11 protein-coding genes are annotated in these 16478 nt (G+C 48.3%); 10 read left to right on the top strand and 1 reads right to left on the bottom strand.

Going from position 1 to position 16478, the window contains the following annotated elements:
• The first annotated feature begins 24 nt into the window (after positions 1–24).
• From EYB31_RS00395 to EYB31_RS00355, 9 genes are all read left to right on the top strand, one after another.
• Complete coding sequence (locus EYB31_RS00395) at positions 25–921, top strand: carbohydrate ABC transporter permease (protein ID WP_131011296.1); 897 nt, start codon at positions 25–27, stop codon at positions 919–921.
• Positions 921–1745, top strand: a complete 825-nt coding sequence (locus tag EYB31_RS00390) for a carbohydrate ABC transporter permease (protein WP_131011295.1) — start codon at positions 921–923, stop codon at positions 1743–1745. Before EYB31_RS00395 ends, EYB31_RS00390 begins: the two co-directional genes overlap by 1 nt.
• A gap of 48 nt (positions 1746–1793) precedes the next feature.
• The gene (locus EYB31_RS00385) at positions 1794–2981 is read left to right on the top strand and encodes an amidohydrolase family protein (protein ID WP_165452123.1); all 1188 of its coding nucleotides are present in this window, start codon (positions 1794–1796) and stop codon (positions 2979–2981) included.
• Positions 2982–3081: 100 nt separating this feature from the next.
• Entirely contained in the window at positions 3082–4038 is a 957-nt protein-coding gene (locus EYB31_RS00380) for an ABC transporter permease (RefSeq protein WP_420819406.1), read from the top strand.
• A 15-nt stretch (positions 4039–4053) separates the two neighbouring features.
• A complete protein-coding gene (locus tag EYB31_RS00375; protein ID WP_131011292.1) occupies positions 4054–4941 on the top strand; it encodes a carbohydrate ABC transporter permease in 888 nt (295 codons plus the stop codon).
• A gap of 64 nt (positions 4942–5005) precedes the next feature.
• Positions 5006–6586 carry a type 2 periplasmic-binding domain-containing protein gene (locus tag EYB31_RS00370; protein ID WP_165452122.1) on the top strand — a complete coding sequence of 527 codons (1581 nt, stop codon included), beginning with the start codon at positions 5006–5008 and terminating at the stop codon, positions 6584–6586.
• Positions 6587–6603: 17 nt separating this feature from the next.
• Positions 6604–9273, top strand: coding sequence for a beta-galactosidase GalA (gene galA / locus EYB31_RS00365; RefSeq protein WP_131011290.1), 2670 nt, complete (start codon positions 6604–6606; stop codon positions 9271–9273).
• Between the two features lie 84 nt (positions 9274–9357).
• The gene (locus EYB31_RS00360; RefSeq protein ID WP_131011289.1) at positions 9358–10986 is read left to right on the top strand and encodes a carboxylesterase/lipase family protein; all 1629 of its coding nucleotides are present in this window, start codon (positions 9358–9360) and stop codon (positions 10984–10986) included.
• Positions 10987–11166: 180 nt separating this feature from the next.
• Positions 11167–13005 carry a UbiD family decarboxylase gene (locus EYB31_RS00355; protein ID WP_131011288.1) on the top strand — a complete coding sequence of 613 codons (1839 nt, stop codon included), beginning with the start codon at positions 11167–11169 and terminating at the stop codon, positions 13003–13005.
• Between the two features lie 248 nt (positions 13006–13253).
• On the opposite strand, the gene EYB31_RS00350 is transcribed toward EYB31_RS00355, so the two are convergent.
• A complete protein-coding gene (locus EYB31_RS00350) occupies positions 13254–14108 on the bottom strand; it encodes a helix-turn-helix transcriptional regulator (RefSeq protein ID WP_131011287.1) in 855 nt (284 codons plus the stop codon).
• Positions 14109–14297: 189 nt separating this feature from the next.
• Here EYB31_RS00350 and EYB31_RS00345 point away from each other — a divergent pair, with 189 nt between their 5' ends.
• The gene (locus EYB31_RS00345) at positions 14298–16256 is read left to right on the top strand and encodes a beta-L-arabinofuranosidase domain-containing protein (RefSeq protein WP_131011286.1); all 1959 of its coding nucleotides are present in this window, start codon (positions 14298–14300) and stop codon (positions 16254–16256) included.
• Positions 16257–16478: the final 222 nt, after the last annotated feature.

Below are 16478 nucleotides of genomic sequence, written 5' to 3'. Positions count from 1 at the left end.
TGATTGGATATGAGGTGGTTATGATTGAATGTTAAAGCAGCTCCATACTTATTTTGCGCGCCATTTATTATCGGTTATACGGTATTAAGTCTTTTCCCTATCTTGTATACGTTTTTCATCAGCTTGCATGATTGGAACGGTATTGCCCCGAAAGTATTTATAGGCTTTAAAAATTATATCTCCATATTGACACAAGATAAGTTGTTTTATAAATCCTTGGTGAATACGATCGTTATGATGCTTATGGCCATGCCGTTTCAGTTGTTGTTTGGGTTAATTCTGGCGCAAATTGTGTTTAATTTGAAAAAAGGCAGAAGCTTTTTTCAAATAACCAGCTTTTTGCCCTTTATCACCGCACCGGTTGCAGTTGGCTTCATCTTTGCTTATCTGTTTGACTGGAACCTAGGGTATATCAACGTTGCGCTGAAAAGTCTAGGGATGATTAACGAAGGCGTATATTGGCTGCAAATCCCGCTTGCTTCCAAACTTGTCGTGGCTTTAATGAAAATATGGAAGCTGACTGGGTATTGCATGATCATCTATATCGCCGGTATGACGGCTATATCTCCGGAGATTTATGAGGCCGCCAGTGTGGACGGATCCTCACGATTGAATACCTTTATTAAAATAACGATTCCGATGCTGAAACATATTACCCTGTTCCTTTTTGTAACCTCCGTTATTAGTTCTCTGCAGTTGTTCGATGAAGCGGCACTGCTGTATTCCGGTTGGGGGGCGGCTCAATCCGTTGGCGGGCCTGAATACGCGGTACTGACGGTCGTGTGGAAATTTTATGACGATGCCTTTAAGACCAATTCGATGCTCGGTTACGGCGCTGCAGAATCCTACCTGCTATTCATTACGATCATTGCGATGTCTTTGGCAAGTTATCGGATTTTCAACGGCAAGGAGAAAACGTAATGGAAAAACTGTCTAAAAGTTTTCTGTTCATCTTTATGATCTTCGTAACGCTTATATCGATCTTTCCTTTTTACATCGTGTTTGTCATGTCTACTTATTATAATGAGGACCTGTTCCTAGGCTTACCCATAATTCCGAGCGATTATTTATTCGAAAATATTAAAACGATCTTCGGGCAAAATGGGCAAAACTTCTTCAGGATTTATGGCAACAGCTTGCTGGCTTCATCTTCTTCCATCATTCTGGCTTGTACGGTAAGCACGTTTGCAGGTTATGCGGTTGCCAAATATGATTTTGCGTTAAAAAAATTCGTTCATTATTTCATTATCATTACCATGATGCTTCCCGGACAAATCGCGATCATTGGCTATATCATTGAAATGAAAAATATGGGCCTTACGAATACGTTATTTCCTTTGATTCTGCATTATTTCGCCTATCCCTTCGGAGCCTTTTTTATGACCCAGTTTATTAAAGATTCGGTGCCTACGGAAATCATTGAATGCGCCAGATTGGACGGATGCTCGGAATTTAGAATTTTTGGCTCCATTGTAGTTCCTTTTATCAAGCCGGCACTGGCTACACTGGCTATTCTGGTGTTCTTGTCATCCTGGAACAGCTACATGTTGCCATTGATCTCGATTAATAAAACAAGCTGGTATACCATCCCGCTGTATGTAACGACGATTGGAACGGAAAACCGCTATGACTTTGCCGCGAGGATGTGTGCGCTGGCGCTTGCCATATTCCCGGTGCTTTTTGTATTCATTGCAGGATCGAAATCATTTATTAAAGGCATTACTGCGGGCGCTGTAAAGGGATAATCCTAAGTGTTAATCCCATAGATGATAATTAAAGAGGAGAGAATAACAATGAACTTTTCCAATGTACCTGTATTTGACAATCACACCCATACGCTGGACCCGAGATCGATCCAGCTGACGCCGCTGGAATTAGCGCTAAACTTTTTACATGGCTATCGTGATGTTCTTCCTAAGACACCGGGCGGTCCAAACGGAATTTCCGAAGAATTACAGCTTCACATTGAGAATATGGGCGTTGTCCATACGATGGTCAACCACTTGTCCAAGCTCTTTGCTTGCGAGCCTACACTCCAGGCTGTCACGGAGGAAAGGAACCGGCGTACGACGGAGGGGATGGTCGACTACACCAAGCTGCTGTACAAGGACGCCGGGATCATGGGAACTGTCGTAGAAAGCGTGTTACCGATGAATGACCCCATTGTCGGCTTATTTCCTTGCCGGATATTCAGGCTTTTCAAATTGGATAACCGTCTCTTCGAATTATTTAATCAATATGATTCCTATTTGGAATTCAAACAGGCGTTGCAAGGCAAAATCGAATATGCCGTAAAGACGGAAGGATATATCGGCATCAAATGCCATATCGCAGAAGTCTACACTTTAGATGCGCGCCCAGTCTATGATAAAGAAGCGATCCAAGCCTATGCAGCTGCGAAAGCAAAGGATAGGGAAGCGATGTTAACTGTTTACTTTGCTATCTTCACGGCAACTATGCTTCAGTGCCAGGAGCTGGACATTCCGCTGCACATTCATACGGGGGTTACCGGACAATCGGCGATAACCGGGCAACCCGCCTTCTCCGGCGAAATTAAGCAGGGGCATGTGCATGATACGGATCCGTTCTTATTATCCAATTTCTTGACAGAACCGCAGCTATTAAATACAAAGCTGGTCTTGCTTCATGCCGCCTATCCATGGATTCGCAACGCCGCGATGATGGCGCACAATTTCCCGCATGTCTGGGTGGACGTTTCCTGGACGCTGCCATGGACTTCCATAGGCTTTAACCCGATCATTGAGGAAATTCTGGCTATAGCCCCGCATTCCAAAATCATGACGGGCAGCGGGCAGCATGGCATTCCGGAAATTGCTTGGTTAACGGCCAAGGTCATGAAGGCATCGTTACATGCGGTGCTGACTAAAGCCGTCGAATGTGACTATCTCGCGGAGCAGCAAGCGCAAAAAACTGGCGAGATGGTGCTGTATCGGAACGCTCAAAGATTATATAAATTCTAAAAAAACTCAAACGGCAAAAGTGAGATCGGTCAGATGGCAATCATCTCCTGCATAACCGTCTTGACTCTTTTAGATATTTCGAAATGGAAGGATGGGTTCGATGGATTCCGTTCAAGCGCAGAGCAGACAAGCTGAAGTGACGGGACGACTCCGCAGCAAACGATGGGCCAAAGTGAAAGTAAATTATGAGCTTTACCTGTTTCTCTTGCCTACAGTCCTTTATTTCGGAATCTTTCATTATGTTCCTATGTATGGGGTGCAAATTGCCTTTAAAAATTTTCTGGCCGTTAAAGGCATATGGGATAGTCCGTGGGTCGGTTTTCAACATTTTGAACGCTTCTTTAATTCTTATCAGGCTGTGGCCGTTATCAAAAATACAGTAGTTCTTGGCTTGTACGATCTGGCCGTCAAATTCCCTGTACCGATTGTATTAGCGCTTTTACTAAATCAAATAGTAAGTACACGCTACAAAAAATTCATCCAAACGGTCACCTATGCTCCACATTTTATATCTACCGTTGTTCTCGTCGGCATGGTTTATTTATTTTTATCCCCGCGGACAGGCTTAGTAAACCGGCTATTAGGATTGTTTGGATTGGATTCCATATTTTTTATGGGGGAAGCGGTATACGTCAAATCGGTGTATGTATTCTCCGGGCTTTGGCAGGAAGCAGGCTGGGCGATGATTATTTATTTGGCTGCGCTTACATCGATCAACTCGGAGCTCCATGAAGCGGCTGTGGTGGATGGGGCAAGTAAGTTCAAGCGGATTGTGCATATTGATTTGCCGGGTATCATGCCAACTATTATGATCCTGCTTATCTTGAATTTGGGTAATTTCATGTCCATCGGCTTTGAAAAAATATTTTTACTGCAAAATCCTTTAAATGTGGAATCCGCCGAAATCATTCAAACTTACGTGTACAAAGTGGGTTTTCTGGGAGCCGATTTCAGCTACTCTGCAGCAATAGGTTTATTCAATTCAGTAATCAATTGTTTCCTGTTAGTTATGGCCAATTACATGGCGAAAAAATTCAGTGAGACCAGCCTATGGTAAAAGGAGGGAGAATCCATGGATACTTTCGCCAAAAGTAGAGGAGACAGGTTGTTCGATTTTTTGAATTATTGCTTGTTTTCGGTCATTTTATTGGTTGTGCTGTATCCCTTGTATTTTATTATTATAGCTTCCTTCAGCGATCCGAATGCAATTTCGGAGGGAGAAGTGTGGCTTATCCCGCAGCATATAACGTTCGAAGGATACCAACGGATTATGAATGATCCAACGATATGGTCCGGTTACACCAACTCCATCCTGTATACCCTAGTCGGAACCGGGGTCAATATTGTGTTGACACTTCCTGCAGCCTATGCCCTATCAAGGTCCGATTTGGTAGGCAGAAAAATAGTTCTCGGTTTGATTCTATTCACCATGTTTTTCAGCGGAGGGCTCATTCCTTCTTATTTGCTTGTCAAAAGCCTCGGGCTGCTGAATACGATCTGGGCGCTTGTGCTGCCGAATGGTGTTGTTGTGTATTACTTGATTATTGCCCGAACTTTTTTTCAAGTGTCGATTCCCGATACGCTGCTTGAGGCTGCCCAAATGGACGGCTGCAGCAACACGCGTTTTTTTGCACAGGTTGTATTCCCGCTATCGCTTCCGATTATTGCGGTTATGGTGCTCTTCCACGCTGTGATGCATTGGAATTCCTATTTCGCTGCTATGATTTACATCAAGGACAAGAATATGCTGCCGTTGCAGTTAATCTTAAGAGACATTCTGATTTCCAGCCAGCAGGGCGCGATTGTTGGCGATGTAGAGGACATGGTGATGCGTCAGCGGGTAGCGGAGCTTGTGAAGTATGGGGTCGTTATTGTCGGGAGTCTTCCGGTGCTGATCTTGTATCCGTTCTTGCAAAAATATTTTGTGAAAGGAATTATGATCGGTGCTATCAAAGGGTAGCCCTGAATGTAATATTTTAATCAAAAAGGGATGTGTTGTAATGAGACTGAGGAGTAGAAAAAAATTGATAGCGGGTATGGCTGGCGTAATCACGCTTGTTCCGCTTTTGGCCGGGTGCAGCTCATCAGCTAATCCTACTGCCGGGAACAAGGAAACAAGCACGACGGTTAGCGATTTAAGTGCTGCGGGCGCGTTTCCGATTGTCAAGGATAAAATCACCTTCAAGGCGGTAGGACTCACCAGCGGAGCTCAGGTCACCGACTTCAACAATCTTCCGATTTTTCAAGACTTGGAAAAAAAGACAAACATACATGTGGATTGGACCTTATCGAACCGGGGAGACGAATGGAAGCAAAAGAAAAATCTGATTTTTGCCGGCGGAGATCTACCCGATATGTTTCTGGGGGAGACTGTGCTGGAAGCCGATGAAATCGTCCAGTATGGAAGCCAGGGATTGCTGATGCCGCTGAATGATTTAATCGATAAACATATGCCTAATTTAAAGGCGATTTATGAGAAATATCCGAATTTCAAGAAAATGATGACGACACCTGACGGGAAGATGTATTCATTGCCGAGATTGGCCTATGACCCTGCTTATGGTGCAAATCATGTATTGTATGTAAATAAAAAATGGCTGGATAAATTGAATCTGAAGATCCCTACTACAACAGAGGAATACAGGGAAGTGCTTAAAGCCTTCAAAGCAAATGGGTACGCTGAGAATGGGAATATACCTGCTTCCTTTGTTTTCCCTCTTGGCATCGATGCGTTGTCCGGTTCCTTCGGTATCGTAAACGGGCCTAATAACATTTATATGGATAAAGACAAGGTTAAACATTACTACTCACAGCCTGAATACAGGAAATATCTTGAATTTATGAATTCGCTGTATAAAGAAGGTTTGATCGATCCGGAATCGTTTACGCATAATGACGCTACATACTTAGCAAAAGTAAGAACGGAAAAAATCGGATTTGCCACCTACTGGTCGAATACGGTAGTTTTTGGCCAACCGGAGAGCGCTTTTGTTCCCGTTCCGCCTTTAAAGGGGCCTGACGGTAAACAATTATGGAGATCCAACAATATCCCCATCTCTTCCGTAGGTGCTGCGGCGATCGCTAAAAGCAATAAGCATCCTGAAGTTGCTGCACAATGGCTGGATGTTTTTTATGACCAAGACACAGGTTTCCAATTCAACGAAGGATATTTCGGCGTTCAATATACTATGAACCCGGATAATACGATCCACACGGTTCCTACTCCACCGGGGATGTCAAGCAATGATTGGAAGATTCAATATATTCCCAAGCAATGGCTGGGATACGAATCTCCAGAAATATTGGATAGGTTGAAGGACGCCATCAACCGGAATGAAAAGCAGCTGACTACCAATATGATTGCACCTGTCGTAGATCCGAACCCGTATCCGAGCCTGTTCTTCGCCCCTGAAGAAGTGGCAAGATTAAAAGTGATTAAGACAGATATTGACAGTTACGTTATTAAATCCGTACCTCAATTTATTATTAACGGTGTCACTGATCAAAGCTGGAGTGATTATCTTGGTCAGTTGAAGAAGATGGGGCTTGATGATTGGCAGAAAATTTATCAAGTTGGATACGACAAATATAAAGCCGGCAAATAGTTTAGGAGGAGAAGGCAATGAGAGAACAATTGCTGCTTGATTTTGGCTGGAAATTTCATAAGGGCGACTTGGTGCCTGCGCCCTGGCGCACGCTTTCTAAGGTATATCCTCAGAGCAAAAGTGAAAATGCCCAAGGTGCAGCCACAGCTACTTATTATGACGAAGATTGGAAACAAGTTGATTTGCCACATGATTATATGATTGAAAATGAGGTTGCTGAGCGTGATCAAACCGATTGTCACGGGTATTTGCCACGCGGTATTGGGTGGTATCGGCGTGCCTTCAGATTGGAGGAGCCGGACCGGCAAAGACGGATCGCGCTTCGTTTTGACGGAGTGGCCACTCAATGCACGGTATGGGTAAACAATCATTTGCTCAAACGATCATTCAGCGGTTATTCCACTTTTGAAATTGATCTTACTGATTATGTAGAGTTCGGCGATAACCTCAATCATATTGCCGTTCGTGTAGACTCCATTCCGTTTGAAGGTTGGTGGTATGAAGGCGGGGGCATGTACCGCCATGATTGGCTCATTAAAACCGATAAGGTTGCGGTTGATACATGGGGAACCTGGGTCAAACCGGAGAAACAGCCTGACGGCAGTTGGCTGGTATCTGTGGAGACAACGGTGAGGAATGACCGGAATGAAGAAACCGACATCACCATTGTATCGGAAATATGGGATGAAGCGGGACGGAGCCATGGACAGGACGATGTCAGCCTGAAAGTACCGGCTCGAGAAAAGACGGTCATCCCTCAACAATTAACGATGCATGACCCGGAATTATGGTCGGTTGACAATCCGCACCTGTATTGTTTGCGAACTACTCTTACCGAGATTGACCAAGAGATGGATCATTACGATACTTCATTCGGCTTTCGAACTCTCGACTTTATACCAAACAAGGGATTTTTCCTGAACGGAACTGCGGTCAAGCTGAAGGGTGTGAACATGCATCAGGATCATGCTGGAATCGGTGTTGCTGTACCCGAACGTGTGCATGAATTCCGGCTTCGGCGTCTGAAGGAAATGGGCTGCAACGCATATCGTTCTTCCCATCATCCCCCAACTCCCGAGTTGCTTGATCTCTGTGATCGCCTGGGCATCCTGGTCATGGATGAGACGAGGTCGTTCCGAAGCACGGAGGACGGCTTTACCGAACTGAGGGATATGATCATCCGTGATCGGAATCATCCCTGCGTGTTTCTGTGGTCTATTGCGAACGAAGAACCATTGCAAGGCAAGGATCGCGGGCGGCGCATTGCAGAAACGATGCGGTTTCATGTAAAGAAGCTGGACAATACACGGCCTGTCACGATAGCTTTGAACGGAGGTTTTCTGGAACGGCAAACGACAGAGGTTGTAGATATAATTGGTATAAATTACCATATGTTTGCGTATGATCCGGTTTATGAACAGTATCCCGAAAAGCTGCAGATCGCATCGGAGGGCGGAGCGACCCGATTAACCCGCGGCGTTTATATAGACAATCCGGAAAAGGGACATTTTGCGGCCTATGATTTGAAGCGCAGAAGCCTCGGAACCACTTTCCGTGACTTATGGAAGCAGGTCAATACCCGCGATTTTATGGCAGGCCTCTTTATATGGAGCGGCATGGATTATCGGGGGGAGACGGTTTGGCCGAGCCTGATCTATCAAGGGGCCCCGATTGACATTTGCGGTTTCCCTAAAGATTCGTTTTATTTATTCCAATCCTTCTGGTCCGATCAACCGATGATTCATATAGTTCCGCATTGGAACTGGAGCAATCATGACGGAGATCCGGTTGTGGTTTGGGTTTACGCAAATTCGGAAGAAGCCGAGTTATTTCATAACGGCGAATCGCTTGGAGTTCATAAACTAGAACCCTATGAACCGGGTAAATGGATCGTTCCATATGCAGCTGGGGAACTGGTTGCCGTTGCCCGCAGCGGCGGTAAGGCGGTTGCTGAGAAGAGGGTCAAGACGACGGGCGAGCCGGTACGGATCAAGCTAAAGCTGGAGCAGACAGAGCTGCGGGCGGATGGGCAGGATGTAGCTGTCATTACGGTGTCGGCAGTCGATGCGGAAGGATTGGAAGTGCCAACCTGCAATGCTGAGGTGGAATGCGAGGTTATTGAACATGGACGTTATCTTGGCGGGGCCAACGGCGACCCAAGCGATCATACGCCCGCTTTCTCTTCACGATGGAAGATGTTTAACGGCCTTTGCCAATTCATTGTTCGCTCCGACAACAGCCCGGGTGATCTTCACGTGCGTGTGAAAAACGACGCGTTGGGAACGGCCGAGCTGCATATCAAACGGGAGATAGATCAACTACACCCGTATGTGCCTCTTCAGCAATCCGAGTGGAAGATAACGGGATGGGGGATTAGCGATACGAATGAATACTTGAAGGTGAATACACGCATTCCTGAATTCGATCAATCCGCAAGGGAAGCCTCTATTGTATTTGAGCATATTGCAGGTAAAGCCAAGGTATGGATCGGACACTATTCATGGCCTCATGATCATGCAATCAAGGAATTCCGCGCAGTTAAGGAAACCAGCGAACCCGGGGCTTTGAAGATAGAGCTTCCGGATATGGATGGTAAAGACATGCTTGAAATCAAGGTGTGGCTTGAAATCGGCACCTCATTGGATGAACTGGGGAAAGTGCGTTGGCAATTTGATTCAAAAATATAGATCATTGTGCATAAAGATTGCTAAATAAGGATGGACATTATACCCATCCTTATTTTTGCATGTATAGGAAAAAGGAGAATCTAAATGGGTACTTCAAATATTAATCACAGTAATGGAGAGGACTTTATTATCGCTGAGACCCGCTTTGGCAAGATTCGGGGCATTCATCATCGTGGAATTAACATTTTCAAGGGGATTCCTTACGGTGCAAGTACGGAAGGAGTGAACCGATTCATGCCGCCGGTTGATCCGGCGGGCTGGACGGGTATTCGCGATGCGTTGGAATATGGCCCTAGCGCCCCGCAGAGTGAGCCAAACAAGGCTTCGAACCTGGCTTCCGATGTCCGGAATTCCGCCGAAGAAGCTATCCAGACGGCATCCGGACCTTCCATCTTTGCTGCATTAAGCGTGCCTGGAGGAAACCCGGCTGAAGAAAGCGAAGACTGCCTCGTGCTGAATGTCTGGACGCCAGCTATTAATGATGGGCGTAAGCGACCCGTGATGTTTTGGTTACATGGCGGAGGGTTTCGCGGAGGCTCCGGGTCCAACCCCGGTTGGGATGGAACCAATCTGGCGTTACGCGGCGACGTCGTGGTAATCACTGTCAATCATCGTCTTAACGTGATGGGCTTTGCCGATTTCAGCGAATTTAGCGAGGACTTCAAGGCATCCGGGCAAGTTGGGATGCTGGACATCGTTCACGCTCTCAAATGGGTGCAGGTCAATATCTCACAATTTGGCGGTGACCCGAATACGGTTATGATCTTCGGGCAGTCGGGCGGTGGACGAAAATGCGAGACACTGCTCGCCATGCCCTCAGCCAAAGGGCTGTTTCAAAGAGTGGCAATCGAATCCGGGATTGCTATTAAGATTGTTGACCGGTCTTTTGCGATCCGGAACGCGGAGAATTTGCTCAACAAGCTAGGTATTCGTCAGGCAAATGTTCATGCGATCCGGAAGACTCCCCTCAAACAAATTATGGCTGCCCATTTCGCAGTCAACCGTGAATTGGGTGATGTTGATCTCGATACACTGGGGTTTTCTCCATCGGTCGACGGCGTCATCATCCCGCAGCATCCTTTTCACCCGATGGCATCACCCGTATCACCCGACATTCCCGTTATGATCGGATCTACACGCACAGAGTACACCGGCCTGACAACGGACGCAAGGCTATGGCAATTGGACGAGGAAGGGTTGCGGACACGAATCAAGGAACTGTTAGGCGACCAGTCGGACGCAATGATCCGTTTGTATCGCAAACACAATCAAGGCGCCACGCCATCTGACCTATTCTTTTTGATTCAAAGTGACTATCGCTATAATGCAGCTACGATGAAAGTAGCGGAGCGGCGCACCGCGCTTGGAAAGGGTCCGGTGTATCTATATTATTTCACTTGGGAAAGCCCTGTACAAGGCGGCCAATTAAAATCACCTCATAACATAGAGTGGCCCTTTGCTTTTGACAATGTCCAACTTTGCGCGAATTTAACGGGCGGAGGACCAGAAGCAATATCGTTAGCTGATAAGGTGAGCGAAGCCTGGATCGCATTTGCAAGGACCGGTAATCCGAATACGCCCAAGCTGCCGTATTGGCCGCGGTTTAATCTAGAAGATCGCCCCACCATGGTGATTGACAACGTAAGCAAGGTAGTTAACGACCCCTTGTGTGAGCAGCGCATCGCCATGTTTCGCGCTTTGAATTTGGAATAACATGTAAAAGGTTCAATGAATGAAAAGGAGGTGACAGTTTGCGTGTTTTGTTATTCAATTGTAGAATCAGATTAGCGCGGCAGCTTGTGTTTGTAGGGAAAGGGCTTATTTTGCCCGGGACCGTGCAATACTTTAAATATACATCGCTAATTTGACTATAACCGGAGATGGGGCAGTGCAATGTACCGCAGTTTAGAAGAATGTGTTGTTGATCTGGAGAAGCATGGGCATTTGGTGCGGATTCGGGAAGAAGTCGATCCTTACCTGGAAATGGCCGCGATTCACTATCGGGTATATGAAGCGGGGGGCCCGGCTTTGTTGTTTGAGAATGTTAAAGGATCGAAGTTCCGGGTGGCGTCCAATCTGTTCGGAACGATAGACCGCTGCAAGTTTATATTCCGACATACTTGGAAATCCGTTCAGGATGTCGTAACTTTGCGCAACGACCCCATGCAGGCATTAAAAAATCCGTTTAAGCAAGTTAAAACCGGACTATCGGCTTTAAAGGCCCTTCCCTTAAAGCAATCCGGCAGCCGGCCCGTCGCCGCGCAGGAGGTTCCCGTTTCGGCTCTGCCGCAAATCCACCATTGGCCGATGGACGGGGGCGCTTTTATTACCTTGCCGCAAGTATACACCGAAGACCCGGACAAGCCGGGGATTATGAATTCCAATCTGGGCATGTACCGTGTGCAGCTAAGCGGCAACGACTATGTGAAGGATCAAGAAATCGGATTGCATTATCAGATTCACCGCGGGATCGGGATTCATCAAGCCAAAGCAAACAAGCTGGGGGTTCCGCTGAAAGCAAGCATTTTCGTGGGGGGCCCCCCGGCGCATACGTTGTCGGCCGTTATGCCTCTGCCCGAAGGTTTGAGCGAGATGACATTCGCCGGTCTGCTTGCGGGACGGCGTTTTCGATACAGCTATTTAGACGGGTACTGTATAAGCAACGATGCGGATTTTGTCATCACGGGGGAAATTCACCCGGGCGAAACGAAGCCGGAAGGCCCGTTTGGGGACCATCTAGGATATTACAGCCTGGTTCATCCGTTCCCTTATATGAAAGTGCACAAGGTGTACGCGAAACCCAATGCGATCTGGCCGTTTACCGTTGTAGGCAGGCCGCCGCAGGAAGACACCTCTTTCGGCGAACTCATTCACGAGCTGACCGGCGGCGCGATGAAATATGAAATTCCCGGCGTCAAAGAGGTTCATGCCGTGGATGCCGCCGGCGTTCATCCTTTGTTATTTGCCATTGGCAGCGAACGCTACACTCCTTACCAGGATGCGAAGGCGAAGCAGCCAGCCGAGATTTTGACTATCGCCAATCGGATTTTGGGGACAAATCAGCTTAGCCTGGCGAAGTATGTATTTATTACGGCGGAAGAGGAGAAGCCGTTGGATACGCATCGGGAAGCCGAGTTCCTGATGTACATTTTGGAGAGAATGGATTTCCGCAGGGATATTCACTTTTATACCCGTACGACGATCGATACCCTCGATTATTCGGGCAGCGGATTAAATCAAGGAAGCAAGGTTGTCTTTGCGGCGTATGGGGAGAAGAAGCGGGAGCTGTGCAAGGAAATCCCGGACGAACTAAAAGAGTTGCGGGAATTTGTTAACCCGCGTTTGGTTATGCCGGGGATTGCGGCGCTTGAGGGGCCGTCATTCACAAGTTATGAGCAGGCGGGTCAAGAGCTGCAGTCGTTAAGCGATGCGGTTCGCGCCAAAGGAGCGATTCCTTCGTGCCCAATGATCGTATTGTGCGATGACAGCCGTTTTCTCAGCGGTACCGTTACGAATTTCTTATGGGCCACTTTTACGCGCAGCAATCCTTCGCACGACATTTATGGTGTAAACAGTTATACCGAGCATAAGCACTGGGGCTGCGACAATGTTATCATTGACGCGCGGACGAAATCGCATCATGCGCCGCCGCTGCTGCCGGACCCGGCCGTACAGAAAAATATTGACCGATTGTTCGTCAAAGGAGCAATTTTGGGCGGGTTGAAGGGCTAGCATGGAAACTACCGGATGGCAGAGAGGTCAAGTGGCGGACTAGCAAATAGCTGAACAAAGAGATGGGACGGGGCGGAAAAGCGATAGCGGCCGCTTTTAACATGTTGTCCCGACCGCTCTTATCTGTTCATAGGGACACCATGTTAATTGGCGCTTGGAGTCCCGTGCCCCTCCCCATTCCACGCGCAAGAGTAACTTATCTCACCAAGGAGCGTCCGGCGATTTTACCGGACGTTTTTTTAGAAAACCTATTTCCGGTAGCGCATTCTGAATTGCTTGGGCGTGCAATCCGTGTGCCGGGTGAAGCAGCGGATGAAGTAAGGAAAGGATCCGAATCCGGTGGATTCGGCGATGAGGCTGACCGGTTCGTTTGTGTGGATTAATAAATGTTTGGCTTGTTCGATCCGGTGCCGGGTCAAATACTCCAAAGGGGTACAGCCGTATATGTTCTTCATGCACAAGCTGATATAGTTTTCGTGAAAATGAAGTTGTTCAGCGAGTCGTGTGTAGCTGAGCGGCTCTGCATAATGACTTCGAAGGAAAGCGATGACGCGGTTCGCCAAAACAAGCTGGGGACTGCTTTGGGCAGCCGAGCTTTCTTCCTGGATTTTCCGCAGCAGCGTCAGGAACAACTGTTGGCACTCCCATTTGGTCGGAGTCCCTCCGTCAGCTTGCAGCCGGATCATTTCCGTGAATGCTTCATATACGATTTCTTTGTGCTGCAGATGGCCTGTGCGGTTCAACTCGAAAGCAAACGTTTCAATCTGCGCATAAGGAGACTCTAATCCCGCAGCAACAAAAGGCAGCAAATCAGGCTCTGCGCTCCAAGTGCCCAACGTTTGAAAATGAAGCCAATAAAAATGTGTCTCCTCTTCGCAGCCCTTCTCCGTCTTATGGGACAGGTCCGGTCGAATGACCGCGTAATGTCCGGCGGGAACGGGGAGTGGCATGCCGTTTTCCTCCAAGTGCAAACAGCCGCGGGTCACCACCAGCAAGTCGAATACGCCGATATTGGACCGGTCGGGGTGTTTTCTGCCCGCGGTGTATGTATCTTCGCCGCAAACAATGAAATGGGGCATAGGCGGAGAAACGAATCGGAACATTTAGGGCATCTCCATTCGGTTGTTATATACACTATATACTAGAGAGAGCGGCGCTATAATGCAACGATAAAGAAATTCAATGATGTTGTAATAAGATAAAAACAGGTTGTATTCCGCTATCGGACGCAAAGACCGTATATGGTAAGCTCAAATCGGTTGCAATCGAATCGATGGAGGGATTTATCAATCATGACATTACCGGTTACGGCATTTGAAGCTCTGCCGCTTGGACGTATCAAACCCGAAGGATGGCTTAAGCACCAACTGCGCATTCAAGCGGATGGCTTCACAGGACATCTGGAGGAGCATTGGCCGGATGTCGGTCCCGACAACGGCTGGATCGGCGGCGGCGGCGAGAGTTGGGAGCGCGGTCCGTATTATTTGGACGGCTTGCTGCCGCTGGCTTATCTTCTGGAAGACGAGACGCTGATCGGCAAAGCACGCAAGTGGATTGAATGGTCCTTAGCGAGCCAGCGGGAGGACGGTTTTTTTGGCCCTGCCGCCATTCGTACCGTCAACAGAGAAATCAATAAAAGCAATGACTGGTGGCATTACATGATTATGCTGAAGGTTATGATCCAATATGAGGAGGCGACCGGTGACGAGCGGGTTCAGCCTTTTCTTGCCAAGTTTTTCAGCTATGTGCACCGCCATATTGAGGAGCAGCCGCTGGAGCAGTGGGCCAAAGCGCGTGGCGCCGACATGATGTATTGCGTTTTGTGGCTGTATAAAAGAAACCCGGAGCCATTTCTGCTCGAGCTGATCCGCATATTGGCCAAACAAACGACAAATTGGACGGATATTTTTCACGATTTTCCGTTCTGGCGCAAGGTCGAACATATGGATATGAGAACACATGTCGTAAATGTGGCGATGGGATTAAAAACGCCGGCCATCCGTTACGAGTTTGGCGGGTCCGAAACGGAGCTTCGTGCGGTTTACCGCGGGATTCAAAGTCTTATGACGTACCACGGTCAAGCCCATGGCATGTTCTCCGGCGACGAATGGCTGTCCGGAACCCATCCCAGTCAAGGTGTCGAGCTCTGTGCCGTTGTGGAATATATGTATTCCTTGGAGCATCTTATCCGCGTATTTGGCGACGGCATGTTCGGGGACATTCTGGAAAAAGTTGCGTTTAATGCGCTTCCGGCCGCAATCTCGGCGGATTGGACATCACATCAGTACGACCAGCAGGTGAATCAGATCGTCTGCAACATAGCGCCGCGCAACTGGAGCAATCATTCGGACGCAAATGTGTTTGGTCTGGAGCCGAACTTCGGCTGCTGTACCGCTAACATGCATCAGGGCTGGCCCAAGCTGGTCTCTCACTTATGGATGTCGGACGGAGCCGGCGGTTTGTCGGCCGTCTCTTATGCGCCGTGTACAGTGACCGCTCGGGTTGGCCGGGATACCGAAGCTAAGCTGAAGGTTGGTGGAGAATATCCGTTTACGGAGCAGGTAAGCATGGAGTTTGAACTTAGTCAAAGCGACGTATTTGCGCTGCATTTAAGAATCCCCGCTTGGTGCGACAGCCCGTCGCTGCAAATCAACGGCCAGAGCGTGCAGTTGGAGATTAAAAAAGGTTACGCCGCCGTCAGCAGGGAATGGCATCACGGCGATAAGCTCCTGCTGGAGCTGCCGATGAAGGTGCGTACGGAATCGCGCAATTTATATGCGGTCAGCGTCGAACGGGGCCCGTTGGTATACGCGCTTCCGATTCAAGAGAATTGGCAGCTGCTGCTGAAGAGGGAGCGGTTTCACGATTGGGAGATTTACCCGGGTTCCCCTTGGAAATACGGGCTGCTTGCGGATTCGAGCTTTCAAGTGATTAGCCGGAAGGACGTCCCGCACCAGCCGTTTGCAGCGCAGCATGCCCCGGTGCGGCTTGTCGCAAGCGGCCAGTTGGTGCGCAACTGGCAAATGGAAGGGAACAATGCCGGAACCCCGCCGCTAAATCCTGATGTACAAGGGCAGCCTGTAGTAGCATTAGAGCTTGTCCCTTACGCAAGCGCCAAGTTGCGTATCGCCGAATTCCCGTTAATCGGCAGCAGGGCCGGCGTCACGGAAACTCTTAATTCGGAGGCGCTGTATAGCAATTCGTATGCCACGACAGGAGGGGCCCGCCGGGAACATGCTCGAAAAGGGTGATTCGTCGGCGCTCCGTCGGGAACATGCTCGAAAAGGATGATTTGTCGGCGCTCCGCCGGAAACATGCTCGAAAGGGTGACTCGTCGGCGCTCCGTCGGGAACATGCTCGAAAAGGGTGATTCGTCGGCGCTCCGTCGGGAACATGCTCGAAAAGGATGATTTGTCGGCGCTCCGCCGGAAACATGCTCGAAAGGGTGACTCGTCGGCGCTCCGTCGGGAACA

The sequence above is a fragment of the Paenibacillus thalictri genome (assembly GCF_004307995.1).
In the GTDB taxonomy this organism is placed as follows: Bacteria; Bacillota; Bacilli; order Paenibacillales; family NBRC-103111; genus Paenibacillus_AF; species Paenibacillus_AF thalictri.
The sequence above is the reverse complement of the archived record's forward strand: the minus strand, read 5'-3'. Positions and strand labels throughout refer to the sequence as shown.

What these genes read in the sequence shown, in the direction of transcription:
- EYB31_RS00380 (WP_420819406.1), top strand. Translation starts at nt 3,082, where the DNA reads ATGGATTCCGTTCAAGCGCAGAGCAGACAAGCTGAAGTGACGGGACGA.
- EYB31_RS00385 (WP_165452123.1), top strand. Translation starts at nt 1,794, where the DNA reads ATGAACTTTTCCAATGTACCTGTATTTGACAATCACACCCATACGCTG.
- EYB31_RS00390 (WP_131011295.1), top strand. Translation starts at nt 921, where the DNA reads ATGGAAAAACTGTCTAAAAGTTTTCTGTTCATCTTTATGATCTTCGTA.
- EYB31_RS00350 (WP_131011287.1), bottom strand. Translation starts at nt 14,108, where the DNA reads ATGTTCCGATTCGTTTCTCCGCCTATGCCCCATTTCATTGTTTGCGGC.
- EYB31_RS00345 (WP_131011286.1), top strand. Translation starts at nt 14,298, where the DNA reads ATGACATTACCGGTTACGGCATTTGAAGCTCTGCCGCTTGGACGTATC.
- EYB31_RS00375 (WP_131011292.1), top strand. Translation starts at nt 4,054, where the DNA reads ATGGATACTTTCGCCAAAAGTAGAGGAGACAGGTTGTTCGATTTTTTG.
- galA (WP_131011290.1), top strand. Translation starts at nt 6,604, where the DNA reads ATGAGAGAACAATTGCTGCTTGATTTTGGCTGGAAATTTCATAAGGGC.
- EYB31_RS00355 (WP_131011288.1), top strand. Translation starts at nt 11,167, where the DNA reads ATGTACCGCAGTTTAGAAGAATGTGTTGTTGATCTGGAGAAGCATGGG.
- EYB31_RS00360 (WP_131011289.1), top strand. Translation starts at nt 9,358, where the DNA reads ATGGGTACTTCAAATATTAATCACAGTAATGGAGAGGACTTTATTATC.